At 39.2% G+C, this 24580-nt stretch carries 21 protein-coding genes and 1 pseudogene; 11 read left to right on the top strand and 11 right to left on the bottom strand.

What is annotated here, in order from left to right:
- Positions 1-29: 29 nt before the first annotated feature.
- Positions 30-704, bottom strand: coding sequence for a 5-acetyl neuraminic acid cytidyl-transferase (gene siaB, locus GG9_RS08225; protein ID WP_032825018.1), 675 nt, complete (start codon positions 702-704; stop codon positions 30-32).
- 113 nt (positions 705-817) lie between these two features.
- On the opposite strand from siaB, the gene GG9_RS08230 reads away from it, so the two are divergent.
- The 3 genes from GG9_RS08230 (at position 818) to GG9_RS08240 (ending at position 2177) form a co-directional block, all read left to right on the top strand.
- Positions 818-1480: an NAD(P)H-dependent oxidoreductase gene (locus GG9_RS08230; protein WP_005629849.1), complete on the top strand. Its 663-nt coding sequence runs from the start codon at positions 818-820 to the stop codon at positions 1478-1480.
- Between the two features lie 71 nt (positions 1481-1551).
- Entirely contained in the window at positions 1552-1821 is a 270-nt protein-coding gene (locus GG9_RS08235; RefSeq protein ID WP_005629847.1) for an AbrB/MazE/SpoVT family DNA-binding domain-containing protein, read from the top strand.
- Positions 1815-2177 carry a type II toxin-antitoxin system PemK/MazF family toxin gene (locus tag GG9_RS08240; protein WP_005629845.1) on the top strand — a complete coding sequence of 121 codons (363 nt, stop codon included), beginning with the start codon at positions 1815-1817 and terminating at the stop codon, positions 2175-2177. Before GG9_RS08235 ends, GG9_RS08240 begins: the two co-directional genes overlap by 7 nt.
- A 32-nt stretch (positions 2178-2209) precedes the next feature.
- On the opposite strand, the gene GG9_RS08245 is transcribed toward GG9_RS08240, so the two are convergent.
- The 5 genes from GG9_RS08245 to GG9_RS08265 form a co-directional block, all read right to left on the bottom strand.
- Complete coding sequence (locus tag GG9_RS08245; RefSeq protein WP_005629843.1) at positions 2210-2563, bottom strand: type II toxin-antitoxin system PemK/MazF family toxin; 354 nt, start codon at positions 2561-2563, stop codon at positions 2210-2212.
- Positions 2563-2832: an AbrB/MazE/SpoVT family DNA-binding domain-containing protein gene (locus GG9_RS08250; protein WP_032825016.1), complete on the bottom strand. Its 270-nt coding sequence runs from the start codon at positions 2830-2832 to the stop codon at positions 2563-2565. The genes GG9_RS08245 and GG9_RS08250 overlap by 1 nt, the downstream gene beginning before the upstream one ends.
- Before the next feature lie 223 nt (positions 2833-3055).
- Positions 3056-4168: an iron-sulfur cluster carrier protein ApbC gene (gene apbC / locus GG9_RS08255; RefSeq protein WP_005629839.1), complete on the bottom strand. Its 1113-nt coding sequence runs from the start codon at positions 4166-4168 to the stop codon at positions 3056-3058.
- A 157-nt stretch (positions 4169-4325) separates the two neighbouring features.
- Positions 4326-4691 (bottom strand): SEL1-like repeat protein, encoded by a 366-nt coding sequence (locus tag GG9_RS08260; RefSeq protein ID WP_005629837.1) that lies wholly within the window; start codon positions 4689-4691, stop codon positions 4326-4328.
- A 12-nt stretch (positions 4692-4703) separates the two neighbouring features.
- On the bottom strand, positions 4704-5354 hold the full coding sequence (locus GG9_RS08265; protein ID WP_005629835.1) for a tetratricopeptide repeat protein: 651 nt from the start codon (positions 5352-5354) through the stop codon (positions 4704-4706).
- 249 nt (positions 5355-5603) lie between these two features.
- Between GG9_RS08265 and metG the strand changes: the two genes are divergently transcribed.
- Together metG and tehB are read left to right on the top strand one after the other, a co-directional pair.
- On the top strand, positions 5604-7652 hold the full coding sequence (metG, locus tag GG9_RS08270) for a methionine--tRNA ligase (RefSeq protein ID WP_005629834.1): 2049 nt from the start codon (positions 5604-5606) through the stop codon (positions 7650-7652).
- A 112-nt stretch (positions 7653-7764) separates the two neighbouring features.
- Positions 7765-8625, top strand: a complete 861-nt coding sequence (tehB, locus tag GG9_RS08275) for an SAM-dependent methyltransferase TehB (RefSeq protein WP_005629832.1) — start codon at positions 7765-7767, stop codon at positions 8623-8625.
- 49 nt (positions 8626-8674) lie between these two features.
- Here the strand turns inward: tehB and gloB are convergent, their stop codons facing one another.
- Both gloB and GG9_RS08285 read right to left on the bottom strand, forming a co-directional pair.
- Positions 8675-9391 (bottom strand): hydroxyacylglutathione hydrolase, encoded by a 717-nt coding sequence (gene gloB / locus GG9_RS08280; RefSeq protein ID WP_005629830.1) that lies wholly within the window; start codon positions 9389-9391, stop codon positions 8675-8677.
- Between the two features lie 51 nt (positions 9392-9442).
- Positions 9443-10250: pseudogene (locus GG9_RS08285) on the bottom strand (methyltransferase domain-containing protein).
- Positions 10251-10481: 231 nt separating this feature from the next.
- On the opposite strand from GG9_RS08285, the gene GG9_RS08290 reads away from it, so the two are divergent.
- The 3 genes from GG9_RS08290 to gyrA all read left to right on the top strand — a co-directional run bounded on the left by GG9_RS08290 (position 10482) and on the right by gyrA (position 16083).
- Positions 10482-10958: a hypothetical protein gene (locus GG9_RS08290; RefSeq protein WP_005629826.1), complete on the top strand. Its 477-nt coding sequence runs from the start codon at positions 10482-10484 to the stop codon at positions 10956-10958.
- A 136-nt stretch (positions 10959-11094) separates the two neighbouring features.
- Positions 11095-12858, top strand: a complete 1764-nt coding sequence (gene ycaO / locus GG9_RS08295) for a 30S ribosomal protein S12 methylthiotransferase accessory factor YcaO (protein WP_005629824.1) — start codon at positions 11095-11097, stop codon at positions 12856-12858.
- A 582-nt stretch (positions 12859-13440) separates the two neighbouring features.
- Positions 13441-16083 (top strand): DNA topoisomerase (ATP-hydrolyzing) subunit A, encoded by a 2643-nt coding sequence (gyrA, locus tag GG9_RS08305; protein WP_005629820.1) that lies wholly within the window; start codon positions 13441-13443, stop codon positions 16081-16083.
- A gap of 54 nt (positions 16084-16137) precedes the next feature.
- Here the strand turns inward: gyrA and metX are convergent, their stop codons facing one another.
- A complete protein-coding gene (metX, locus tag GG9_RS08310) occupies positions 16138-17214 on the bottom strand; it encodes a homoserine O-acetyltransferase MetX (protein ID WP_005629818.1) in 1077 nt (358 codons plus the stop codon).
- Between the two features lie 157 nt (positions 17215-17371).
- Here metX and GG9_RS08315 point away from each other — a divergent pair, with 157 nt between their 5' ends.
- The 3 genes from GG9_RS08315 (at position 17372) to GG9_RS09625 (ending at position 22313) form a co-directional block, all read left to right on the top strand.
- Positions 17372-18052: a SanA/YdcF family protein gene (locus GG9_RS08315; protein ID WP_005629816.1), complete on the top strand. Its 681-nt coding sequence runs from the start codon at positions 17372-17374 to the stop codon at positions 18050-18052.
- 163 nt (positions 18053-18215) lie between these two features.
- On the top strand, positions 18216-18338 hold the full coding sequence (locus GG9_RS09735; RefSeq protein ID WP_272941223.1) for a hypothetical protein: 123 nt from the start codon (positions 18216-18218) through the stop codon (positions 18336-18338).
- Between the two features lie 309 nt (positions 18339-18647).
- A complete protein-coding gene (locus tag GG9_RS09625) occupies positions 18648-22313 on the top strand; it encodes an autotransporter outer membrane beta-barrel domain-containing protein (RefSeq protein WP_005629814.1) in 3666 nt (1221 codons plus the stop codon).
- Between the two features lie 57 nt (positions 22314-22370).
- On the opposite strand, the gene folC is transcribed toward GG9_RS09625, so the two are convergent.
- Positions 22371-23675 carry a bifunctional tetrahydrofolate synthase/dihydrofolate synthase gene (gene folC, locus GG9_RS08325; RefSeq protein ID WP_032825014.1) on the bottom strand — a complete coding sequence of 435 codons (1305 nt, stop codon included), beginning with the start codon at positions 23673-23675 and terminating at the stop codon, positions 22371-22373.
- Between the two features lies 1 nt (position 23676).
- Positions 23677-24567, bottom strand: coding sequence for an acetyl-CoA carboxylase, carboxyltransferase subunit beta (accD, locus tag GG9_RS08330; RefSeq protein ID WP_005629810.1), 891 nt, complete (start codon positions 24565-24567; stop codon positions 23677-23679).
- Positions 24568-24580: the final 13 nt, after the last annotated feature.

The following is a 24580-nucleotide window of genomic DNA, read 5'->3' as shown; positions in this document are numbered from 1 at the left end:
TAAAAACGGCCGACAAGTGCGGCCTTTTTTTAGAATTCTTTTGAAATTAAACTTTCTGCTAATTGCAAATCAAGTGTGGAATCAATATCAATGGAACGATAAGTTGGCATTAAATAAAAACGCATTGGGGCAATAAAAAAACGTTTTTCTTCAAAGAGACTTTCGATGTCATTAATATAAATTGCACCATTTGCACGATAAGATTTCGGTAATTTTTGGCGAGGGGCTTCAAAATCGGTTAATTCGTGAATAGGCTGAACTTCGGTGCCTTCTAAAGTGAAGGATTTATAAGGATGATGCTCACATTCGCAAGCGGAAACCACTGATTTATATTTGCCGCCAAGGAAAATTTCCATCGCATTACGAATATCTAAAGCATTACGCAATGGGCTAGTTGGCTGCAAAAGTACAGTCGTACCTTGTGAAATATTGAGCGTTTCTAAGCAATGCAAAATAGCATCAATGGTGCGTGTATCACTTTGCGCCAAATTTTCAGGGCGTACCACTGCTTTTGCACCATATTTTGTAGCTTCTTTTAAAATGTTTTCGCCGTCTGATGTTACGACAATCTGATCAAACATACCCGACTCTTGCGCTGCCAAAATCGCACGCCCCACTAAAGAAACGCCACCAACAAGCTGTAAGTTTTTATCTTTAATGCCTTTAGAACCCGCTCTTGCAGGAATAATCGCAATTCTTGTCATCATCTTTACTCTCTATGATAAAAATGCTAACTATTTTAGAACCTTTCCCTTGCTTTAGCAAAAACTAATCTTTAGTATGGCGACGCATTTTTGTTTAAAAAAGAGGAAATAAAATGACTCAACTTACTCGTGAACAAGTTCTGGAACTCTTCCATCAACGCAGCTCAACACGTTATTACGACCCAACCAAAAAAATCAGTGATGAAGATTTTGAATGTATTTTAGAGTGCGGTCGATTATCGCCAAGTTCTGTTGGCTCTGAACCTTGGAAATATTTAGTGATTCAAAATAAAACCCTGCGCGAAAAAATTAAGCCTTTCAGTTGGGGAATGCTAAATCAGCTTGATAATTGCAGTCATCTTGTCGTAATTCTCGCGAAGAAAAATGCCCGTTATGACAGCCCATTTTTTGTGGATGTAATGGCGCGCAAAGGCTTGAATGCCGAGCAACGACAAGCCGCCCTCGCAAAATACAAAGCCTTGCAAGAAGAAGATATGAAATTGCTCGAAAGCGACCGCACTTTATTTGATTGGTGCAGTAAACAAACTTATATCGCCCTTGCCAACATGCTTACTGGCGCCGCAGCCCTTGGCATCGATTCTTGCCCAATCGAAGGTTTTCATTACGATAAAATGAACGAATGCCTCGCCGAAGAAGGATTATTCGATCCTCAAGAATATGCCGTTTCTGTCGCCGCAACTTTCGGCTATCGCTCACGAGATATTGCGAAAAAATCCCGTAAAGGGGTGGATGAAGTGGTGAGATGGGTGAAATAAATTAGAGTTGTTTTATTTTTTATTTGCACTACAATGTTACACAAAGTAGCACTTTAATCTAGGAGATCATCATGCAAGCGACATTAAGACAACAAGGTGGTGCCGCAGTTTTAACTGTTCCAATGGCAATATTACAAAAAATGGGTTGGGAAATTGGAAATAAAATCAATTTAGAACCGCAAGGAGAACAAGTTGTGCTTACCCCAGTTAAACGAAAAGCAAGAGGACGAAAAAGCATTGCGGAATTATTAACTGCTATTGATAGCAAAGAAATAGCAAACTTAAATGCATCAATCTCAGAACTCACTAGCTCTAAAGCTGTAGGGAAAGAAGTATGGTAATGCGAGCCCCAAAAAAAGGTGAAATTTGGTACATTGATCCCGATCCAACAAAAGGAAAGGAATTACGTAGCCCACATTACTTTATTGTCATAACTGATGAGTTATTAAACAAAGCATTAGGAACGGCTCTTTGTTGCCCAATTTCAACAGGTGGAAATGCTGCACGTTCACAAAGTGTGACAGTTACTCTTGACGGAAATAGCACTCAATCAGGAAAAATAACTGGTGTTATTTTGTGCCACCAACTAAGAGCATTAGATTTAGAAGAACGACAGGCAAAATTTGCTACAAAAGCAGAAGATTATTTAATCGATGAAGTTATTATGAAACTTGTCGATTTAATTGATCCACAATAGAAATTGCCCTGGCAAATACTAGGGCAATTTTTCTAATCTTTTAAAATCGCTTCAACAATGTCTTGAACTTCAAATAAAACATAATCTGGTACAGATTCAACTTTTTTCGCGCCTCTACCTCGAAAATCAATTATTCTGACTTGATATGCAACAACCACACCTTGTGTCTTACAGCCTGTTCCACTTAACGTTACCGCAAAACCATTTTCTCTGGCAAGCTCCGCATTTCCTTGTGTAATCGGTGCTATCATCATAAATCCCAAATTATGAAATTTATTATCGCTTAATACTAATGCAGGACGTTTCTCACCCTGCAATTCATTTCCTACAACGGGATTTAAGCAAACCGTGATAATATCGCCTCTTTTAAATTGTTGTTTAGCCATCAAATTTCCTGCCCTGTCGGCTCAAGTAAATCCCATTCTTGAATGACGGGTAATTGTTTTGATGAGGTCATTGCAATACGTTCATCCAAAGTTAATCTTTTTCTTTTTTTCGGATTATTAGGCACAACAATCACTTTAATTGTATTGTCGCTAATTTTTTCTAGTTCCAAGAAGTCTCCCATATCTAAATTCATAGAATCGGTAAAGTCCTTAGGTAAACGGATTGCTTTACTATTTCCCCACTGTTTTACTTGTAATCTCATATTCATCGTTATATAGCTGACAAAAGTTTATTTTTAATAAAAAATAAGTCAAAAATCAGCCTCTCCTTATACTAATTAACTATTGGCAATAATGTATCACTTAATGATACTCTGCTAGTGTAACTTGATATTTATTGATGTCAAATAAAAGGATCATTTCATCATATTCAATGTAAATTAGATGAAAATAAATTCTAAGGGCTGCAAATGCAGCCCTATCTTTTTTCTATTATTTCACTTCTTTAAATAAAATCTCACTTGGGATTACGGAACCTTGCCAGTAAAGTTCTGTAGAAACTTTTTCTGCAAGTTGTAGGAATGCTTGTGAAATTTTATTTTCAGGCACTCGCACAGCAGTTGGGTTGCCTGCATCTAAATCTTCACGAATACGAATGTGTAAAGGAAGTTGAGCTAATACTTTTACATTGTATTTTTCAGCCATTTTCTCTGCACCGCCTGTGCCAAAAATCGCTTCGTGGTGACCGCACTCGCTACAAATGTGCATTGACATATTTTCCACAATACCCAATACCGGCACGGATACTCGCTCAAACATTGAAATACCTTTCACCGCATCAAGCAAAGCAATATCTTGTGGAGTTGTCACAACTATTGCGCCAGTCACAGGGATTTGTTGTGATAAGGTAAGTTGAATATCGCCAGTGCCCGGTGGCATATCGATAACAAGATAATCTAAACTATCCCATAGGGTTTCATTCAATAATTGGCTTAATGCACTGCTCGCCATCGGGCCGCGCCAAATTGTTGCGCTATCTTCATTCATTAAAAAGCCAATGGAATTTGCAGATAAACCATGTGCTTTAATTGGGGTGATGTGTTGATTATCTGGCGAAGTTGGACGTTGATTCGCTGCGCCTAACATATGTGGAATAGAAGGGCCATAAATATCCGCATCTAAAATCCCAACACGTGCGCCTTGTGCTTGTAATGCTAAAGCGAGATTAACGGAAACCGATGATTTCCCTACGCCGCCTTTACCAGAACTCACCGCAATAATATTTTTCACACCTTTTACAGCAGGTTGATTATTTGCACGTTTAAGTGTGGCGATTTGATAAGTCACCGCCCATTTAATTGCTTTGCAATCTGTTGCTTTCAACAACGCATCTGAAACCGCTTGTTTTAATTGTTCTGCACCCGAATTCCACGCAAAAGGTAATTTCAATTCTATACGTAAAGTATCACCGCCCTTTTCCACTTTTTTCAAAGTATTAAGCGCAATCAGATCCTTTTGCAGGGTTGGATGCTGAAATTGTTGAATAATCTGCTGAACTTGATTTTGCTGCTCGGCAGTCAAATTATCAGAAAAGTAGGTTGCCATAATAACTTCCTGTTTAGTAGAGTAAATTTGTCGGGCATATTTAATCACGGAAAGTGCGGTATGTTAAGTTAAAGTTTTTCAAACCGAATAAAAAAACCTGTTTCTGATAAGCGATTTCAGAAACAGGTATTTACTCAAATAATGGACTAAACTCAAATTATTCCATTATACAAGCTGTTTTTAGCCCTTTATGACAAGCCTGTTTAAATTTTTCTTTTGCCACCTCAAGGTTTTTTGAGAGATGTTGTCCGTTATAATATTGCGCTGCAAGATAGAAATCAGCATTTGCACAATTTTTCTCACTCGCCTTAGTAAATAACTCAAAAGATTGATCGTATTTCTTATCTTTATAAGCTGCCACACCTAATTGAAAATCAGATTTAGCTTGTGATGAACAAGTTTCAACATCTAATGCCAAAGGCGAAATCATTGCAGGAAAGGTAATATCTTCATTAGAAGTACAAGCAGATAATACAGAAACTGTTCCAACCAAAGAAACCATAGCAATCAATTGTTTTTTCATAAAATTTTTCCCTTATTTCTTATTGTAACTTTTTAAAGCTTTACAAGCTTCCTTTGTACCTTGTTCACAAGATTTCTTAAATAATTCTTTGGCTTTCGCTTTATTTTGTTTAACGCCTACTCCATTAGCATACATCTCACCTAAGAAAAATAGTGCCGTGAAATTTCCTTGCTCTGCAGACTTTCTATACAACTTTATTGCCTCAGCATAATCTTTTTCTACGCCTTTTCCAAATCTATACATTGAACCTAAGGCCATTTGACCTCCTGCACTCCCCTGCTCTGCAGCCTTTCTATACAATTTTACTGCTTCAGCATAATCTTTTTCTACACCTTCTCCGTTTTCATACATCTCACCTAAGAAAAGTAAGCCAAACTTCGCCCCCTGATCTGCAGCTTTACGATACCATTTTGCAGCCTCAACATAATCTTGCTTAAAAAATTCCCCATTATAATACATTTGCCCCAAAAGTATTTGCGCTGTAGGATCTCCTCTCACTATACCTGCATCTTTAAACTGTTCTGCAGCCTGTGCGAAATCATTCTTCCTATAAGCATCTATACCCACTTGTGTTCCGAAATCCATAGCTGCCGCAGTTGGATGAAAAGAAAGAATAGAGGCACCTAACAATGCACTGGTAAGCAGTGTTTTTGTCAATTTCATATAATAATCTCTTAAGTTGATTTATAAAAAATACCAAATTTTTTGTTTGGCAATATGTTTTGTTAGTTTCTCTGTAAAGAGAAACTAACACCCAGTATACTGGGTGTGAAATGATTAAATTTTAAGCTTTTAAAATAGGTAATTTTAAATAAAGTGCGGTGGATTTTCCTTCCATTTTCAAACTAGAAAAAATCCCCTATTTAAAGTAAGATAAGCACAATTTTTATATGCTAAAAAAGAGAATAATAAATGACAACTCAACCCCGTAAAATTTTAGTCACTTGCGCCTTGCCTTATGCCAATGGGGCAATTCATTTAGGTCATATGTTAGAACATATCCAAGCGGATATTTGGGTGCGTTTTCAACGTATGCGTGGCAATAAAATCCATTTTGTCTGTGCAGACGATGCGCACGGCACGCCGATTATGTTGAATGCTGATAAACTTGGCATTACACCAGAAGAATTAATTGCCAAAGCAAAAGCCGATCACATTCGTGATTTTGCAGGTTTTAATATTAGTTTTGATAACTATCATTCCACTCACAGCGAAGAAAACAAACAGCTCACCGCAGAAATTTACAATAAACTCAAAGCCAATGGTTTTATTAAGAGTAAAGTTATTTCTCAGTTATTCGACCCTGAAAAAAATATGTTCTTGCCAGATCGTTTTGTAAAAGGCACTTGCCCGAAATGTAAAGCAGAAGATCAATATGGCGATAACTGCGAAGTGTGTGCTTCTACTTATAGCCCAATGGATTTAATTAATCCTCGTTCAGCTGTTTCTGGCGCAACACCTGTTGTAAAAGAATCTGAACACTTTTTCTTTGACTTACCTGCATTTGAAGGGATGTTAAAAGAATGGACACGTTCTGGCTCACTTCAATCTGAAATTGCCAACAAAATGCAAGAATGGTTTGAGAGCGGTTTACAACAATGGGATATTTCACGCGATGCGCCTTATTTCGGTTTTGAAATTCCGGGCGCAAAAGATAAATTCTTCTATGTTTGGTTAGATGCACCAATCGGCTATATGGCTTCATTCAAAAATCTATGCAATCGTGAAGGCATTGATTTCAATGAATTTTGGGCGGAAGGCAGCGATGCGGAGCTTTATCATTTCATCGGTAAAGATATCGTTTATTTCCACAGCCTATTCTGGCCTGCAATGCTTGAAGGCAGCGGCTACCGTAAACCGACTAATGTGTTCACTCATGGCTATGTCACTGTGGATGGGGCGAAGATGTCAAAATCTCGCGGGACTTTCATTCAAGCCAGCACTTATTTGAATCATATCGATCCTGAATGTTTGCGTTATTACTATGCAGCAAAATTAAATGATCGCATTGAAGATTTAGATTTTAACCTTGACGATTTCGTACAACGTGTAAATACGGATATTGTAAACAAATTAGTGAATTTAGCTTCACGCAATGCGGGCTTTATTGCGAAACGCTTTGAAGGCAAACTTGCGGATAAACTAGAAGACGAAACATTATTTGCAGAATTTACCGCTCAAGCCGAGCAAATCGCCGCTTATTACGAAAGCCGTGAATACAATAAAGCCATTCGTGAAATTATGGCATTAACGGATAAAGCCAATAAATACATTGATGAAAAAGCCCCTTGGGTGATTGCAAAAGAAGAAGGCAAAGAGGCAGAATTGCAAGCCGTATGTTCAATGGGAATTGAGCTTTTCCGCGTGTTGATGTCTTACTTAAAACCTGTTCTTCCAAAACTGGCAGAACGTGCAGAAGCCTTCTTACAAGCTGAATTACGTTGGGATAATATTCATCAACCATTACTTGGCCATACCCTTGCACCGTTTAAAACCTTATTCTCTCGTTTAGAGAAAAAACAAATTGATGCCGTTGTGGAAGAAACCAAAGCCTTATTTGCAGCAGCCAATAAAGCCGCAGAAAAAACTGAAGCAAAACCAACCGCACTTTCTGCCGTTGAACCTATTGCTGAAACTATCACTATTGATGATTTCGCTAAACTTGATATGCGTGTAGCAAAAGTGTTGAAATGCGAAGCCGTGCCAGAATCTAATAAGCTTTTACGTTTTGAATTGGATCTTGGCGATCATACTCGCCAAGTCTTCTCTGGCATTAAAGCGGCTTACAATAAACCTGAAGAATTAGAAGGTCGTTTTGTGATTATGGTGGCAAACCTTGCACCACGTAAAATGAAATTCGGCGTGTCCGAGGGAATGATTCTATCCGCAGGAACAGGCGGTAGTGATTTATTCTTGTTATCTGCCGATAGCGGTGTCACTGCAGGCATGCAAGTAAAATAATCAATTCAATCTAAATGAGGGCAACATTACGTTGCCCTTTTATTTTCTTGTTGAAAAGAGGTGACTTATAACCTACTATAACACTCAACTATTTATCTGTTTGGAGAATATTATGAAAAACGAATTAATCTGCTATAAACAAATGCCAGTGTGGACAAAAGACAAATTGCCACAAATGTTCCAAGAAAAGCACAACACAAAAGTCGGCACTTGGGGGAAATTAACTGTATTAAAAGGTAAACTCAAATTTTATGAGCTAACCGAAAATGGCGATGTCATTGCCGAGCATATTTTTACACCAGAAAGCGAGATTCCTTTTGTTGAACCTCAAGCGTGGCATCGTGTTGAAGCGCTTTCTGATGATTTAGAATGTACCCTAGGTTTCTATTGCAAAAAAGAAGATTATTTCAGTAAAAAATACAATATGACTGCCACTCACGGCGATGTGGTGGATGCAGCAAAAATTATCTCGCCTTGTAAAGTATTAGATTTAGGTTGCGGACAAGGACGTAATTCACTTTATTTAAGTTTATTGGGCTATGATGTGACCTCTTGGGATCACAATGAAAACAGCATTGCCTTTTTAAATGAAACTAAAGAGAAAGAAAATCTTAATATTTCTACCGCACTTTACGATATTAACTCTGCCAATATTCAAGAAAACTACGATTTTATTGTTTCAACGGTGGTGTTTATGTTCTTAAATCGTGAACGTGTGCCGTCAATCATTAAAAATATGCAAGAGCACACCAATGTTGGCGGATATAACTTAATCGTTGCTGCCATGTCCACAGATGATGTGCCTTGCCCACTTCCGTTCTCTTTCACTTTTGCTGAAAACGAATTGAAAGAATATTACAAAGATTGGGAATTCTTAGAATATAACGAAAATATGGGCGAATTACACAAAACCGATGAAAACGGCAATCGCATTAAAATGAAATTTGCCACGATGTTAGCGAGAAAGAAATAATCTGCTAATTTAAAAAATCACCGCACTTTGCCCCAACAAAAAAGATAACTTAAAACATATCTTTTGCTTTGCGAAGTGCGGTAAATTCTTCAAGTGTTTTTGCTTGTAAAAACGGATTAATTTCTCGCTCTAGTTTTAAGGTGGTCGGCAAACTTGGTTTATTTTCAGACCGCTGTTTTTCAACAAAAATACGTTGTTTTTCCACCGCACTTTTTTCTACCGCACTTTTCTCCACCAGCACCGTTTCCGCAAACGCTAAATTTCCTAATGTATATTCGTGAGCAGGGCAAACAATCGTCTCGTCAAGCAATGTATTCAAACGCTGCAAACTTTCAAACATCTGCGCATAATTACCGGTGAAAACACGTCCGCAACCTGCAGAAAATAACGCATCACCACAAAATAAATGATTATCCACTAAAAAACTAACGTGCTGTTTAGTGTGTCCCCCAGTCGGAATGACATCAATTTGATAATGTGCGGTAAGGATCTTCCCTTCGTTTATAATTTGAGTCGCGCCTTTTTTCTCACATTCTTGCGGCCCATAAATCGGCACTGTTGGATAACGTTTTTTAAATGCCGACACACCTTGTGTATGATCATCATGTTCGTGAGTAAGCAACACCGCTTCAACCGTTGCGTTTTGCTTATCTAGCCATGCAAACAGCTTATCCGTTTCAGGCAAATCGACAATAATAAGCGGCAGATTTTCTCGTTGATAAAGCCAAATGTAGTTATCATTCAGCGCAGGTAAAGCAAATAACATAATCGTCCTTTTAATTAGTGATAGAAAAATAAATTGATTCCGCTTAAAACATTAGATGCGCTCCACATTCCACCAAATCAACGCCCATTTTTTCTGTCCATGAGAAATTGGTTCGTTATTGGCTTGTTTACGATCGTAAAAGGCTTTTAAACCTTGTTTTTCTTTTTCGGAAAGCTCGCCTAAAGAAAATTCCACCGAGGCTAATAAATCCTCGTAGCTTTCACCTTGAAAACAACCCGATTCGGTTTCAATAAAATTCAAATTTGCCTGAATGCCTTTTTGATACAACCGATTGAGTAAATAAATATAAGTGGGGAAACCAATATCTTCACGGCCAATCGCCTCAAATACGCCCTCATCTAAAAAATGACGTTGTGTGACAGAAGTCAAAAACACACGTTTTTTCGCTTTGGCACAGAGTTTTTCGATCATATTGTCCAAATCGTCCACCAACGTTGAACGAGATGCCAACACCACATCAGCTTGTGGCACATCATCCCAATTATCCGCCCAAGATTTATGAAATGTCGTCAAATTATGCAAACCAAATTTTTGCTTAAATTGTGCCAAGCAATCTAACATTCCATTGCTATAATCCAAGGCATATACCGTTGAGCCTTGTTGTGCGAGAGGTACAGCAAAGGTACCGGGGCCACAACCAATATCCAACACAGTTTCATCGGATTGCACATTCATAGCTTGCAATAATTGCTGATTATATGCAGAAGGCTTGCCGACTAAGTTCTCTGCCATTTTCACGGCTTTTTTTATCCCATTTTGTCGGGGGTAAGTTGTAATGATTACAAGCGATTAAATGCTGTTGATAAAGTTCAGCAAAATTGATGTTGTAAATAGTCATAGTGATTTTTCAATGTGGTTATTCAAATGTTGATGTAAAAGTTCAGGTGAAGTGCGGTTAAAATGATAAAGCATTTTTTCATTTTAACTTTTTAAAAACGAGACATTGCAACCAATTCTACAGTATCGATATATTAATTCAAATATAACGTAGTAAAATAAGATAAAAGAATTCTATAATATTAGGTGTTCTATATTTTCCTATGGTTATTTTGTAGAAAAGGACTATTCAATGAAATTTGAAGTAATTTATAAATTTTTCTTAGTATGGGGATTAGCCTTAAGTTTGCTTTTCGTTGTTGCAAGTGGCATTTCAATGTGGCTGGGACTTCCTTTTACTCAAGCCTTAGACATTCATCTTTTCTTTGCAGGATTTGCCGTATTTGGTTTGTTACTGCATTTTTATAGCCGCAAGAAGAAATGGGTAAAAATCAACACTCAATTTGCCGATCTCATCACTCATAATCGTATGCCTTCTTACTGCAATTTAGATCGCTTGATGATGACTTTCGAGCATTTTTCTATTCAACAAATCGCCGAGCAACTTAATCTTTCTCTCCCGATTTTATTAAATGAATTATCACAAGCTCAAATAAACATTACCGATTCCCACCGCACTTTACGCGAAAACTTTCCTCTCAACGATGAAAAAATTTTCGCCATAATTACGATTGCCTTGAAAATGCGGTTCAATTCAACTTTACTTTAACGCCAATCAAATATACGTTAAAAGTCAGTAGAAAACCCCGAAGTTTTTCGGGATTTATTTTTGCCGAAAAAATCTTGCCCCGCTATTAAAACTCCCCTATTATTCACCGCACTTTTTTCTTATTTAGGAACAAAAAATGACAGAACAAACGTTTATCCCTGGTAAAGATGCCGCATTAGAAGATAGCATTGCAAAATTTCAGCAAAAATTGACCGCACTTGGTTTTAATATTGAAGAGGCATCTTGGCTGAATCCCGTGCCAAATGTGTGGTCTGTGCATATTCGTGATAAAGACTGCCCGCAGTGTTTTTCTAATGGTAAAGGGGCAAGCAAAAAAGCGGCGTTAGCTTCTGCCCTTGGCGAATATTTTGAGCGTCTTTCCACGAATTATTTCTTTGCTGATTTCTATTTAGGGCAAGAGATTGCAAACGGCGATTTTGTGCATTATCCCAATGAAAAATGGTTCCCGATTGAAGATGATGCTTTACTGCCTAATGGCATTTTAGATGATTATTTATTGGATTATTTTGATCCTAATGCCGAGCTTACGCCTGAATTATTGGTAGATTTACAATCTGGCAATTATGATCGCGGGATCGTAGCGATGCCTTATATTCGTCAATCGGACGAACAAACCGTTTACATTCCACAAAGTATTATTGCCAACCTTTATGTCTCAAATGGCATGTCTGCGGGCAATACAAAATTTGAAGCTCGCGTGCAAGGCTTGTCAGAAGTTTTTGAGCGTTATGTGAAAAACAAAATTATCGCTGAAGCGATCAGCCTGCCAGAAATTCCAAAATTGGTGATGGATCGCTATCCATCTATTCAGGCTTCCATTGCAAAATTAGAGGAAGAAGGCTTCCCAATTTATGCGTTTGATGCTTCACTTGGTGGAAAATACCCTGTTATTTGCGTGGTGCTACTCAATCCGAATAACGGTACTTGCTTTGCCTCTTTTGGTGCGCATCCAAATTTCCAAGTGGCATTAGAACGTACTGTGACGGAGCTTTTACAGGGTCGTAGCTTGAAAGATTTAGATGTTTTCTTACCGCCCTCTTTCAATAACGATGATGTAGCTGAACACGCTAATTTAGAAACCCACTTTATTGATTCGAGCGGTTTAATTTCTTGGGATTTATTCAAAGAAACGCCTGATTATGAATTTGCTGATTGGAATTTCAGCGGTACCACGCAAGAAGAATACAATAATTTAATGGCGATTTTCCGTGCGGATGAAAAAGAAGTTTACGTAATGGATTACAACCATTTGGATGTCTATGCGTGCCGCATTATTGTGCCAGGCATGTCTGATATTTATCCTGCAGATGATTTAATTTACGCCAACAACAATATGGGCATGGATTGGCGCGAAATTTTACTGGATATACCAAACTGGTATCACGATGCAGAAACCTATCAAGAGTTATTAGAAGAATTAGACGGACAAGATATTGATGATGCAACTCGCGTGCGTGAATTTATCGGTATCGTTGCACCTAAAAATAGCGGCTGGACAACCTTACGCGTGGGTGAATTAAAATCTATGCTCCACCTTGCATTAGGCGAATTAGAACAAGCATTAGATTGGGCAAACTGGACGCTGAATATGAACAGCTCCGTATTCACCACAGAACGTGTGAATTATTACCGCGCATTAATTTCCATCATTGAATTACATTTAGATCAAAATCGCGAACCAGCGCAATATCGTGCAGTGTTTGAGAAAATGTATGGTAAAGATGCGGTTAAACAAGCTTGGACAGCTGTCGCTGAAGGTGGTAATCCATTCTACAATCTTCCAGCAAGTGATGAGAATTTGGAAAACTTTAAGGAGCATCAGGCGCTGTTGGAGGCTTATGGGAAGTTGCAGAAAGCCAAAAAAGAAAATTGGAAATAATTAGGTCAGGATTTCGCCTGACGGCGACCTACTTTCTTTTACTCGTGTAAAAGAAAGTAGGCAAAGAAAACACGCCCCAGTTAAATCGCTGTTCTTTGCTTTGTTTCAATTTTCTTAACGGCAATTTGCTGAACTCGCTACGCTCAAACAGACGCAAATTGCCTGAAAATTGAAAGTCGCAAAGGCGATTTATATGGGGCCCCGAATTTATCAGAGCATTATTTAAAAAGTGCGGTTAATTTTAAATTCATTTTAAGAACAAAAAATATTTTGAGTTTTGACCGCACTTTAAATCGGATAAAGAACAAATTGGGTTCCCTTCTTTTCCACCTTTGTGGAATTGAATTTGTAGGAAATTTTCGTCTGTTTGAGCGCAGCGAGTTCAGAAAATTTCCGTGAAACAAATTCAATGGAACAAAGGAAATAAGGAAAAGCAGGGTTGCCTTTCTTTTTGCCTACTTTTTCTTTGGCAAAGCAAAGAAAAAGTAGGTCGCCATCAGGCGAAATCCTGATATCAAAAACCACATATCCACAATTTTATGCTATAATCCGCCACAATTTTTGATCAAAAAAGGAATACCAATGACGGATTCAATCCAATCATCTATCACCCCTGTCAATATTGAAGAAGAACTCAAATCTTCCTACCTTGACTATGCGATGTCGGTTATCGTTGGTCGTGCATTACCTGACGTTCGAGATGGTCTAAAACCTGTTCACCGCCGCGTGTTGTTCTCCATGGATCGCGAAGGCAATACCGCCAATAAAAAATACGTAAAATCAGCGCGTGTTGTGGGTGATGTAATCGGTAAATATCACCCGCATGGTGACTCAGCCGTGTACGATACCATCGTTCGTATGGCGCAACCATTCTCACTTCGCTATATGTTGGTTGATGGGCAAGGTAACTTTGGTTCAATTGATGGTGATGCGCCAGCTGCAATGCGTTATACCGAAGTGCGTATGCAAAAAATTACGCAAGCATTGCTCACGGATTTGGATAAAGAAACCGTCAATTTCTCGCCAAACTATGATGGCGAATTAATGATTCCAGATGTATTGCCGACTCGTATTCCAGCACTTTTAGCAAATGGTTCTTCTGGTATTGCGGTGGGGATGGCAACTAATATTCCTCCACACAACTTAAATGAAGTATTAAATGGTTGCTTGGCTTATATCGACAACAATGAAATTACCATTGATGAATTAATGCAGCATATTCCGGGACCAGACTTTCCAACCGCTGCATTAATTAATGGTCGTAAAGGAATTGAAGAGGCCTATCGTACTGGTCGTGGCAAAGTGTATGTTCGTGCTCGTGCAACCGTAGAAACCAACGAAAAAGGACGCGAGCAAATTATCGTGTCTGAATTGCCATACCAAGTAAATAAAGCAAAATTAGTCGAGAAAATTGCCGAATTAATTCGCGAGAAAAAAATCGAAGGCATCAGCAATATTACTGACCTTTCAAACAAAGAAGGGATCCGTATTGAAATTGATATTAAACGTGATGCAGTAGGTGAAGTAGTATTAAACCATCTTTACTCTCTTACTCAAATGCAAGTAACCTTTGGTATCAATATGGTGGCATTGGATCACGGTCAGCCGCGTTTATTTAATCTTAAAGAAATCATTGAATCCTTCGTTTTACACCGCCGTGAAGTGGTTACACGTCGTTCTATCTTTGAGCTTCGCAAAGCGCGTGAACGTACGCACATTTTGGAAGGTTTAGCGGTTGCTCGTTCTAATATCGATGAAATGATTGCGATCATTCGTAACTCTAAAAACCGTGAAGAGGCCGCAACAGCAATCAGTTCACGCTCTTGGACGTTACATAGCGATATTATTAATCTGCTTGATGTTTCCGCTCGTCCTGATGATTTAGAAGAGAATCTTGGCATTCAAGGCGAACAGTATTACTTATCGCCAGCGCAAGTAAACGCAATTCTAGAACTTCGCTTACATCGTTTAACGGGCATTGCGTTTGAAGAAGTTGTAAAAGAATATGAAGAATTATTAGTTAAAATTGCGGATCTTCTTCATATTTTAAGTAGCGCAGAACGCTTAATGGAAGTGATTCGTGAAGAATTGGAAGAAGTGAAAGCACAATTCGGTGATGATCGTTTAACTGAAATTACCGCAGCTTCTGGCGATATTGATTTAGAAGATTTAATCGCACAAGAAGACGTAGTTGTGACGCTTTCTCACGAAGGTTATGTGAAATACCAACCACTGACCGACTATGAAGCTCAACGCCGTGGCGGTAAAGGCAAATCTGCGACGAAGATGAAAGAAGAAGATTTTATCGAAAAATTACTGGTGGCAAACACTCACGATACGATCCTCTGCTTCTCTAGCCGTGGCCGTTTATATTGGTTGAAAGTATATCAACTTCCGCAAGCAAGTCGTGGCGCACGCGGTCGTCCAATTGTGAATATTCTTCCGTTACAAGAAAACGAACGTATTACTGCAATCTTGCCAGTTTCTGCTTATGAAGAAGATAAATTCGTCGTTATGGCAACTGCTGGCGGTATTGTGAAGAAAATCGCCTTAACCGAATTTAGCCGTCCACGTTCAAACGGTATCATCGCATTGAATTTACGTGACGAAGATGAATTAATCGGTGTGGATATTACTGATGGCAGCAACGAAATTATGTTGTTCTCATCACAAGGTCGCGTGGTACGTTTTGCAGAAAATGCCGTGCGCGCAATGGGGCGTTTAGCAACAGGCGTTCGCGGTATCAAACTAGCTTTAACAAACGATATTTCTGACGATGAAAGTGCGGTAGAAATTGAAGATATTTCTGATGACAACGCTGAAGTATCATTAGACTTAAATATCGATAAAGTGGTTTCTCTTGTTGTGCCAAAAGGTGAAGGTGCCATTTTAACCGCAACGCAAAACGGCTACGGAAAACGCACACAATTAAGTGAATACCCAACTAAATCACGTAATACAAAAGGTGTGATTTCAATTAAAGTGAGTGAACGTAATGGTAAAGTCGTTGCCGCAACTCAAGTAGAAGAAACAGACCAAATTATGTTGATCACTGATGCAGGAACGCTTGTTCGCACACGCGTAAGCGAAGTGAGTATCGTAGGTCGTAACACGCAAGGTGTTCGTTTAATTCGTACTGCCGATGATGAACATGTTGTAAGTTTAGAGCGTGTTTGTGATGCGGATGAAGAAGATTCTTTGGAAGAAAGCGGTTCTGAAGAATAACCTATTATGAAAGAAGAAGTGCGGTGAAATTTCACCGCACTTTTTTATGACTAATTAATTACCCGCCAAACCATCTCTAATCCGTTTTTCAAACTGATCATAATCCACTAAAAACGCATCGTGTCCGTAATCTGATGGAAATTCGTAAAAATATAGATCGACTCCACTTTGTTCTAAAAGCTGTTTACTTTTATAAAGGTCAATGGGCTTAAAGAGTTGATCCGTTGTCACTGAAACCAATGTATAGCGTGCTTTAATGCGTGATAATGCCTCTTTAACATTTTCATACCCCAAACTGGGATCATACATATCCAACGCACGTAACAAATGTAAATAACTATTGGCATCAAAACGTTCTAAGAATTTTTTGCCTTGATAAGAAAGGTAGGATTCCACTTGAAAGTAGTCGCCCCAAAAGCTGCCATCTGATTTTGTGGCACGCCCAAAAGCTTTCGCAAGTTGTAAATCGGTGCGGTAAGTCAGCATACCTAGCATACGCGCAATAGATAGCCCTTGATCTGGCGGTGTCCCCTCATAGTAATCGCCACCATTAAAATTAGGGTCATTAATGACTGCTTGACGCATAACATGGTTAAAGCCTATAGCTTCAGCACTAAAATAAATGGATGAGCAAAGATTCACGATATTATCCATAAAATCAGGATAATCAATCGCCCATTGATTCGCTTGCATGCCGCCAAAAGATCCACCAATAATCGCTTTTAAATGGCTAATGCCAAGATGATCAAGCAAGGCTTTTTGTACTTTGACAATATCTTGCACGACAATATTAGGAAATTGGCTACCATAAGGTTTACCCGTTTGCGGATTAATTGATGAAGGCCCTGTTGTTCCCTTGCAACCACCTAATACGTTCGAGCTAATAAAAAAATAACGATCCGTATCCAATGCTAAACCTTTGCCCATAAAATTCTGCCACCAGCCATCGCGACCGTCATCAAAATAAGGCTCAGCATCGCCAGTCAAAGCGTGGCAAATTAATACCGCATTATTTTTTTCGGCATTGAGCGTACCGTAAGTTTGATATGCGACATTAATATGGGAAAGTTTGCTGCCAAGCATCAGAGTTAAAGGCTGTGTGTCAAAAAGCACTACATTTTGCACAGACATTGAAAACCTATCGTAATAATCAGAATGGCGTTTAAACTATCAGTAAGTCGATTAGGTTGTCAAGAAATTTTAGCCGTCTAAACGGCTAAATTATCGCACATCAATGCAATTCACAAAATCCATCAAATTCTCCTTGAAGTGCGGTCGATTTTTCATTATGTTTACCGCTATGCTAGTAAAAAAATTCTCCCCAAAATTCACCGCACTTTTTCGCGCCCTACTCTACGCAATCTTTGCATTGATTATACTTTGCTTGCTAGTGGATCGAGGCGTAAGTTTTTATGTGCGTGATAAGATATTCACAAATATTGATGAACTCCCCTTTCGCCCTTACGCCCTTGTGCTTGGCACATCAAAATACACCGTCAGCGGAAAACCGAACGTTTATTACGATAGCCGCTTAATGGCAGCTAAAAGCCTAATCGAACAACAAAAAGTAAATTATCTTTTATTAAGTGGCGACAACCGAACTTTGCAATATAACGAACCAAGAGCAATGTTTCGCGATTTACGAAAAATGGGCGTGCCAGAAACTTTAATGTTCCGTGATTTTGCAGGCTTTCGCACCCTTGATTCAGTTGTTCGCGCCGATAAAATTTTCCAAGTGCAAGCATTTACGATTGTCAGCCAAAAATTTCATTGCGAACGCGCACTTTTAATTGCTAAAGCACATAATATTGATGCGATTTGTTTTGTAGCCAAACAACCTGAATTACATCTATCTACTCGAATAAGAGAAGTTTTTGCGCGTATAAAAGCGGTTTTTGATTTGATATTAGGGGTTGAGCCTTATTTTTTAGGCGAGCCAGAACCTTTGCCGAAGAAAAATTTTCAGTGAAATAATCATTGAGATCTAATCAGTATTTCTCCCCAAAAATTTCCGCTAAAATTTGCAAGCCTACTTCAAATTGGTTAAAATCCAAACGCTATATATGGATAATTTCATATAAGGCATTTCATACTAAAATTATTTAAACTTACAAAACTTATCAGGTGAATTTATGAAACACGCACAAGCAAGCAAGCAAGCAAGCAAGCAAGCAAGCAAGCAAGCAAGCAAGCAAGCAAGCAAGCAAGCAAGCAAGCAAGCAAGCAAGCAAGCAAGCAAGCAAGCAAAATTGTAAAAAAAACTTCTTAGTATTCTAGTCTCTTCTGCGCTTTCTACTACCTATTATTCACTTAGTACAACTCCAGCCTATGCTGCTTTAACACAAGACATAAACGTTGATAGAATAATCGTTGGAGCTGAGGATGAACTAACAGATAAGGGTATATCTGTAACTTCAGGAGCACATCTCACTCTCACAGGCACAGAAAATTTAACTCTTAAAGTTGCAACTAATGGAGATGGTGAACCTATCCCTATTACAGTTCAAGATTCAAAACTTACAGCTGATACTTTTGAAATAAAAGTAACTCAAGAACCATCTGCAGTGAACAACCGCCCTAAAGGAATGATTGTTAGGGGGAACTCTGATGTTAATATTAAAAATTTAGTTGTTGATGTTACCAAAGTAAATCGTAAAGCAGATACACCACATACCCCAGATAGTGATGCAGCTTATGGACTTGCTGTAGGATATAACTGGGCAGGTGGAGATAGTAATGGTAATGCTCGTGTTAATGTAGAAAACGCAAATATTACAGTAAATAATACAGCGGATACTGTAAGAGGGAATTATACTGGAGTTCCTATTTCTGGCGGAAAATTTGAAACTGGCTATCAATATTCTGGTATTAGAGTATATCGTTCAACAGGTTCAACACCAGAATTTCATTCTACAGGAAAAGTAGATATTAAAGTTTCTGATGTAAGTGCAAATAAAGTTGCAGATTATATGGTGGGGCTTTATGTGTCAGGTAATGATGCTAAGGCTATTTTAGACGGGGATACAAATATTAGTGTCACAGCAAACGGTATTAACTCTGCAGGTATTAAAATCGGGAAACCTGGCAATGGAGATGCGGGTAAAAATGCAACCGTAGAAGCCAAGGGAAAATTATTTGTAGACACGACAGCAATTAATGGAACAACCATTGCAGAGGGTACAACTTATCGCGGTTCAGGTGCGGTACGTTTATTTGATGAAGACTCAAAATTCACTATTACAGGTGAAAAAAATAAGAATGAAGCTTCTGAAATTCGAGCCAGTACAAATGCTTTAGTTTTCGATACCATTGATTATGAAAATCTTGGGGAAGTAAATTATTTTTTTAATTTTCAAGAAATGCTTGCGAGAGGTAAAGATAATAAAAATAATCAGGTTAGCTTAGTTAATACCAAGCTTTCCACCACCTCGAAAACTGACAGTCTTATTCTTACCAATGCCCGTTTTAAAAAAGATGGGCAACTTCTTTCTGGTGCTAGAATATTAGGGAAAGAGGGGGTATTAACAAGTCGTTTTACTTGGGGAGCTTTTAACGTATCTAATGCGACATTTAAACTTTCAGGCGACAAATCCATAGCCACTGCTGCACCAAAAGGCTGGGCCGTGTATGCTAAATCAGATGCAGTTGATACCGCAACAATTACTGCGAAAGCGACTTCAAAACTTACCGCCACCTTTAGTGAGGGTGCCCAATTAATAGGTTTAGTTCATCAAGATATTGGTTCAACCTTAACAATGAATGTGGATAACAAAGCCGTTTGGACATTGAAGAAAAAAGAAGATGAAACTGAACAACGCTCTACTGCTTATGACGTTACGCTGAATGGTGGTACATTAGATGCTTCAAAAAATTCTACTGACCTAGGTTCTGATTATAAAGTAGCATTAAAGCACGAGGCCAAAAAGCAAGATATTCAGATTCCTGCAGGTGAGATTCCTGTAGGTGAGATTTCTAATGCTAAGGGTTTTTTTAAAATAAAATCTGGTACATTAACTAAAGCAAACGGTATAGAACAACCATATAACGATGAAGAGGAATATATTAACACAACAAAACTATTAGAAATTAAAAAAGATGGAGTAATAGAACTAAAAAAAGCATCAGGACTAATCAAAGTTACAGATGGGACATTAGAGCTTAAGGAAGGTTTATTAAAAATAACAGATGGTAAAATTCGAGAAATTCGACTTGCTAAAAGTACATTTACCCCGTCAAGTGCGGGTGTTTCTTTATCAGGTACAAGTTATGAAACTGAAAAGGGAACATTCACCAACGGCGGTATCATCACTCTCGCGAATAAATCCTATGCAGACAAACTTACCATTGAAGGGGATTATGTTGGTAATAACGGCGTATTAAAAGTGAATACAGAATGGAACTCGCCGGGCAATGACAAGGGAGACAATTCTCACTCTGATTTACTTGAAATCACGGGGGATGCTTCTGGAAAAACAACTGTAATTTCAGTAAGTAAAGATGAGAAAGAAAACATTATTGATGGTTCTATTGCAAGTATCGCTGCAGATTTGCATAAGATTAGTGCGCCAGTCGTAAGAATTTTAGGTAAAGATAGCGGCCATAAAGGTGAATCTACTCTAGCTGGTACTCCATATAAAACTCGCCCAACCTTCAGCGGAACCGCCAGAACCACTGGTGCAGGAGAAGTGCAATTAGCCTCTCGTGAAATTGATGGTAAAACTGAATATTTCTGGACTGTTACAGCACTTAATCCACAGCCTGTACCACAACCACAGCCTGTACCACAACCACAGCCTGTACCACAACCACAGCCTGTACCACAACCGCAGCCTGCTCCACAACCACAGCCTGTACCACAACCACAGCCTGTACCACAACCACAGCCTGTACCACAACCACAGCCTGTACCACAACCACAGCCTGTACCGCAACCACAGCCTGTACCGCAACCACAGCCTGTACCGCAACCTCAGCCTGCTCCACAACCGCAGCCTGTACCACAACCGCAGCCTGCACCACAACCACAGCCTGTACCACAACCACAGCCTGTACCGCAACCTCAGCCTGCTCCACAACCGCAGCCTGTACCACAACCGCAGCCTGCACCACAACCACAGCCTGTACCACAACCACAGCCTGTACCACAACCACAGCCTGTACCACAACCTCAGCCTGTACCTCAGCCGCCTGTTACACCGCCAACAGGGCCAGTGATCATCACACCAAGTGCGGTTGCTTATACACTCGTTCCTCGCCAAAACTTGGAATTAGGCTATACAATGTTGGATACGCTTCACCAACGTCGTGGCGAAAATCAAACCCTTTCTTGGGATAAACAAGGCGGTTATTGGCAAGATGTAGAAAAACAATCTTGGGGGCGCGTAATCGGCAAACACCTCAAACTCGACGGAAAAGAACGTTTTGGTTTAAAAACCAATATGTACGGATTCCAAGTGGGACACGATTTTGATGTTAAAACCAAACAAGATGATGAGGGCAAACTTACTCGTCGTTTTACCGGCTTGTATTTCGGTGCGTTACGTTCTCACAGCAAATTCTATGATGAATACCGCGCGAAAAATGGTGTCGTGATTGCAGATAAATTAACTTCTCGCGTAAAAACTACCGCACTTAATCTTGGTGTAACTGACACGCGTTACAATGAAAATGGCACTTATATTGACTGGGTGGGACAACTCTCTTGGTTAAATAACCGTTATTCATCCGTTGATGGCACACAGGCGAAAAATCACGGATGGGGTGCTGCCCTTTCAGTGGAAACTGGTCGTCCTTACGCCTTAGGTAAAGATAAAACCAACAACGGAGATAGCTGGATTTTAGAGCCGCAAGCACAACTTATTGCTCAATACTTGCGCTTAGGCAACTTTAACGACGGCACTCGTGCAGTTTCGCAAAAAGGTTATGGCTTACGTGGTCGTGTTGGTTTCCGTTTGGCATATAACAAACCAAATGATAAACAACGCACTCGCACCTATTATTTCATCGGTAATATTTGGCACGATTTTAAAGCAACGGGCAATGCATTAATTGGTCGTGACAAATTAACCGAGAAATTTGACCGCACTTGGTGGGAATTAGGCTTGGGTTCTCAATTCTCCTTAAGTGAAAACACTTACCTTTATGCGGACGCTCGCTACGAAAAATCATTCGATAGCAACAGACATAAAGGCTACCAAGGCACCGTGGGTGTGAAATATTCTTGGAAATAATCTTATAAAAAATAAGGGCTGATTTTAAAGATCAGCCCTTTGTTTTAATGATAAATTTTATTCCACCACAGCCCAAAATTCGGCAACGGTGTGGAAAGATCCAAAGACTAAAACAACATCATTTTTTACCGCACTTTTAAGTGCTGTACGCACACCATCCATAACAGAATTATCTGATGTAGCTTGAATATCTGGGAAATGGCTTTTCAATTTCTCTGCTAATTCATCGCCCGACTGCCCGCGATAGCCGCCTAAGGTTACACAATGCCATTCATCAATAATAGGCGTTAAATGCGAAAATACCCCATTTGCATCTTTGTCTTTTAGCATCCCACACACGGCAATTATTTTGCCCTCGATGTTACGTTTAAGTGCGGTCAATTTTTCAGATAAATATTTTGCAGCGTGAGGATTATGCCCCACATCAACGATGATTGTTGGCAAGGTTTCAACTGGTACGCTAAGGTAATCCGATAATTTTTTGCGTCTATCTGCTTTTATTGCTTGAAAACGACCAACCAGTTCAACCTCTTGCAAAGATTTTCGCAAAGTCTGTTCTGAAATATCAAAAGGCAAGTATTGAACGGCTGCTAGAGCCGTTGCGGCATTTGCCAATGGAATCTGACAAAACGGTAAATTTTCTAACCGCACTTTTTTATTTTGCCATTGCCAATTTTCAGCATTTTGCTCAAACGACCAATCCACATCACGTCGAGAAACTTGGCAATGTAATTTTTCAGCTTGATCGAGCATTATTTGCGGCACATTGGGTTCGCCAATCACGACAGGGCAATTTTTGCGGAAAATTCCTGCTTTTTCAAAAGCAATAGCCTCTCTGGTATCCCCAAGAAAATCAGTGTGATCAATATCGATGCTAGTAATCACGGCAAGATCGCTATCCACAATATTGGTCGCATCTAAACGTCCGCCCAGCCCCACTTCTAAAATCACCACATCTAATTTTGCTTGCTTAAATAAATGCAATGCAGAAAGGGTGCTAAATTCAAAATAAGTCAGCGATTCTGTTTTGTTTTCATCAATAAAAGCAAAAGAGGCTGTATGTGCTTCATCGGGCAAATCTTGATTTTGAATGCGTGCTCGCTCGTTATAACGCAACAAATGGGGCGAAGAATACACGCCCACACGTAATCCGTGATTAAGCAAAATCGTTTCTAATAAGCGGCAAGTCGTGCCTTTACCATTCGTCCCACCTACCGTTATCACATAAGGGGCGGGATGAAGTAAATCCAATTTTTCTGCCACGGATTTAATACGGTCTAAACCGAGATCAATGGGTTTAAAATGGCTTTTTTCTAAATAAGAAAGCCACTCAGCGAGTGGCGAAGTGGCTTTAAGTTGCATATTATTCATCTTCTGAAATAAGTTCAGGTTCTACAAAAGGAGAAGGTTGGTTAGTTAGTTTACTCAGTACACTTGCCAAAGTTTGACGCATTTCTGAACGTTTGACGATCATATCAATTGCCCCTTTCTCAAGTAAAAACTCACTGCGTTGGAAACCTTCTGGGAGTTTTTCACGTACGGTTTGTTCAATAACACGAGGACCAGCAAAACCAATTAAGGCTTTTGGTTCTGCAATATTTAAATCCCCTAACATCGCAAAACTTGCTGATACGCCGCCCAAGGTCGGATCCGTTAATACTGAAATAAATGGCACACCTTTTTCACGCATTTGGGCAAGCACCGCGCTGGTTTTTGCCATTTGCATTAAAGAAAACAAGGCCTCTTGCATACGTGCACCGCCACTTGCAGAGAAACATACAAACGGACAATTCATTTCCATTGCCTTTTCAGCTGCTTTAACAAATTTTGCACCAACCACAGAACCCATTGAACCTCCCATAAAAGCAAAGTTCGATGCAGCCACAACAATTGGCATATTATAAAGTGTACCTGTCATAGTAATTAGCGCATCTTTCTCGCCCGTTTCTTTTTGCGCCGCACTGATACGATCTTTATATTTCTTTAGATCTTTAAATTTTAAAATATCTTTTGGTTCTAAATCTGCCGCTATTTCTTGGCTTGAACCTTCGTCCAATAAGTTTAATAAACGCTCACGTGCATCAATACGCATATGATGACCACATTTCGGGCAAACATAAAGATTACGTTTAAGTTCTTCACTATAAAGTACTTGTTCACAAGAAGTACATTTTGTCCACACGCCTTCCGGCACATTGGCTTTTCGAGTGGAAGAAGAAGGACTTTTACTAAAAATTCGGTTAATCCAGCTCATTTTTTGACCTTTT

It is taken from the genome of Haemophilus haemolyticus M19501 (genome assembly GCF_000222025.1).
Taxonomy (GTDB): Bacteria; Pseudomonadota; Gammaproteobacteria; order Enterobacterales; family Pasteurellaceae; genus Haemophilus; species Haemophilus haemolyticus_G.
This window is presented reverse-complemented; position numbering and strand designations above follow the sequence as displayed.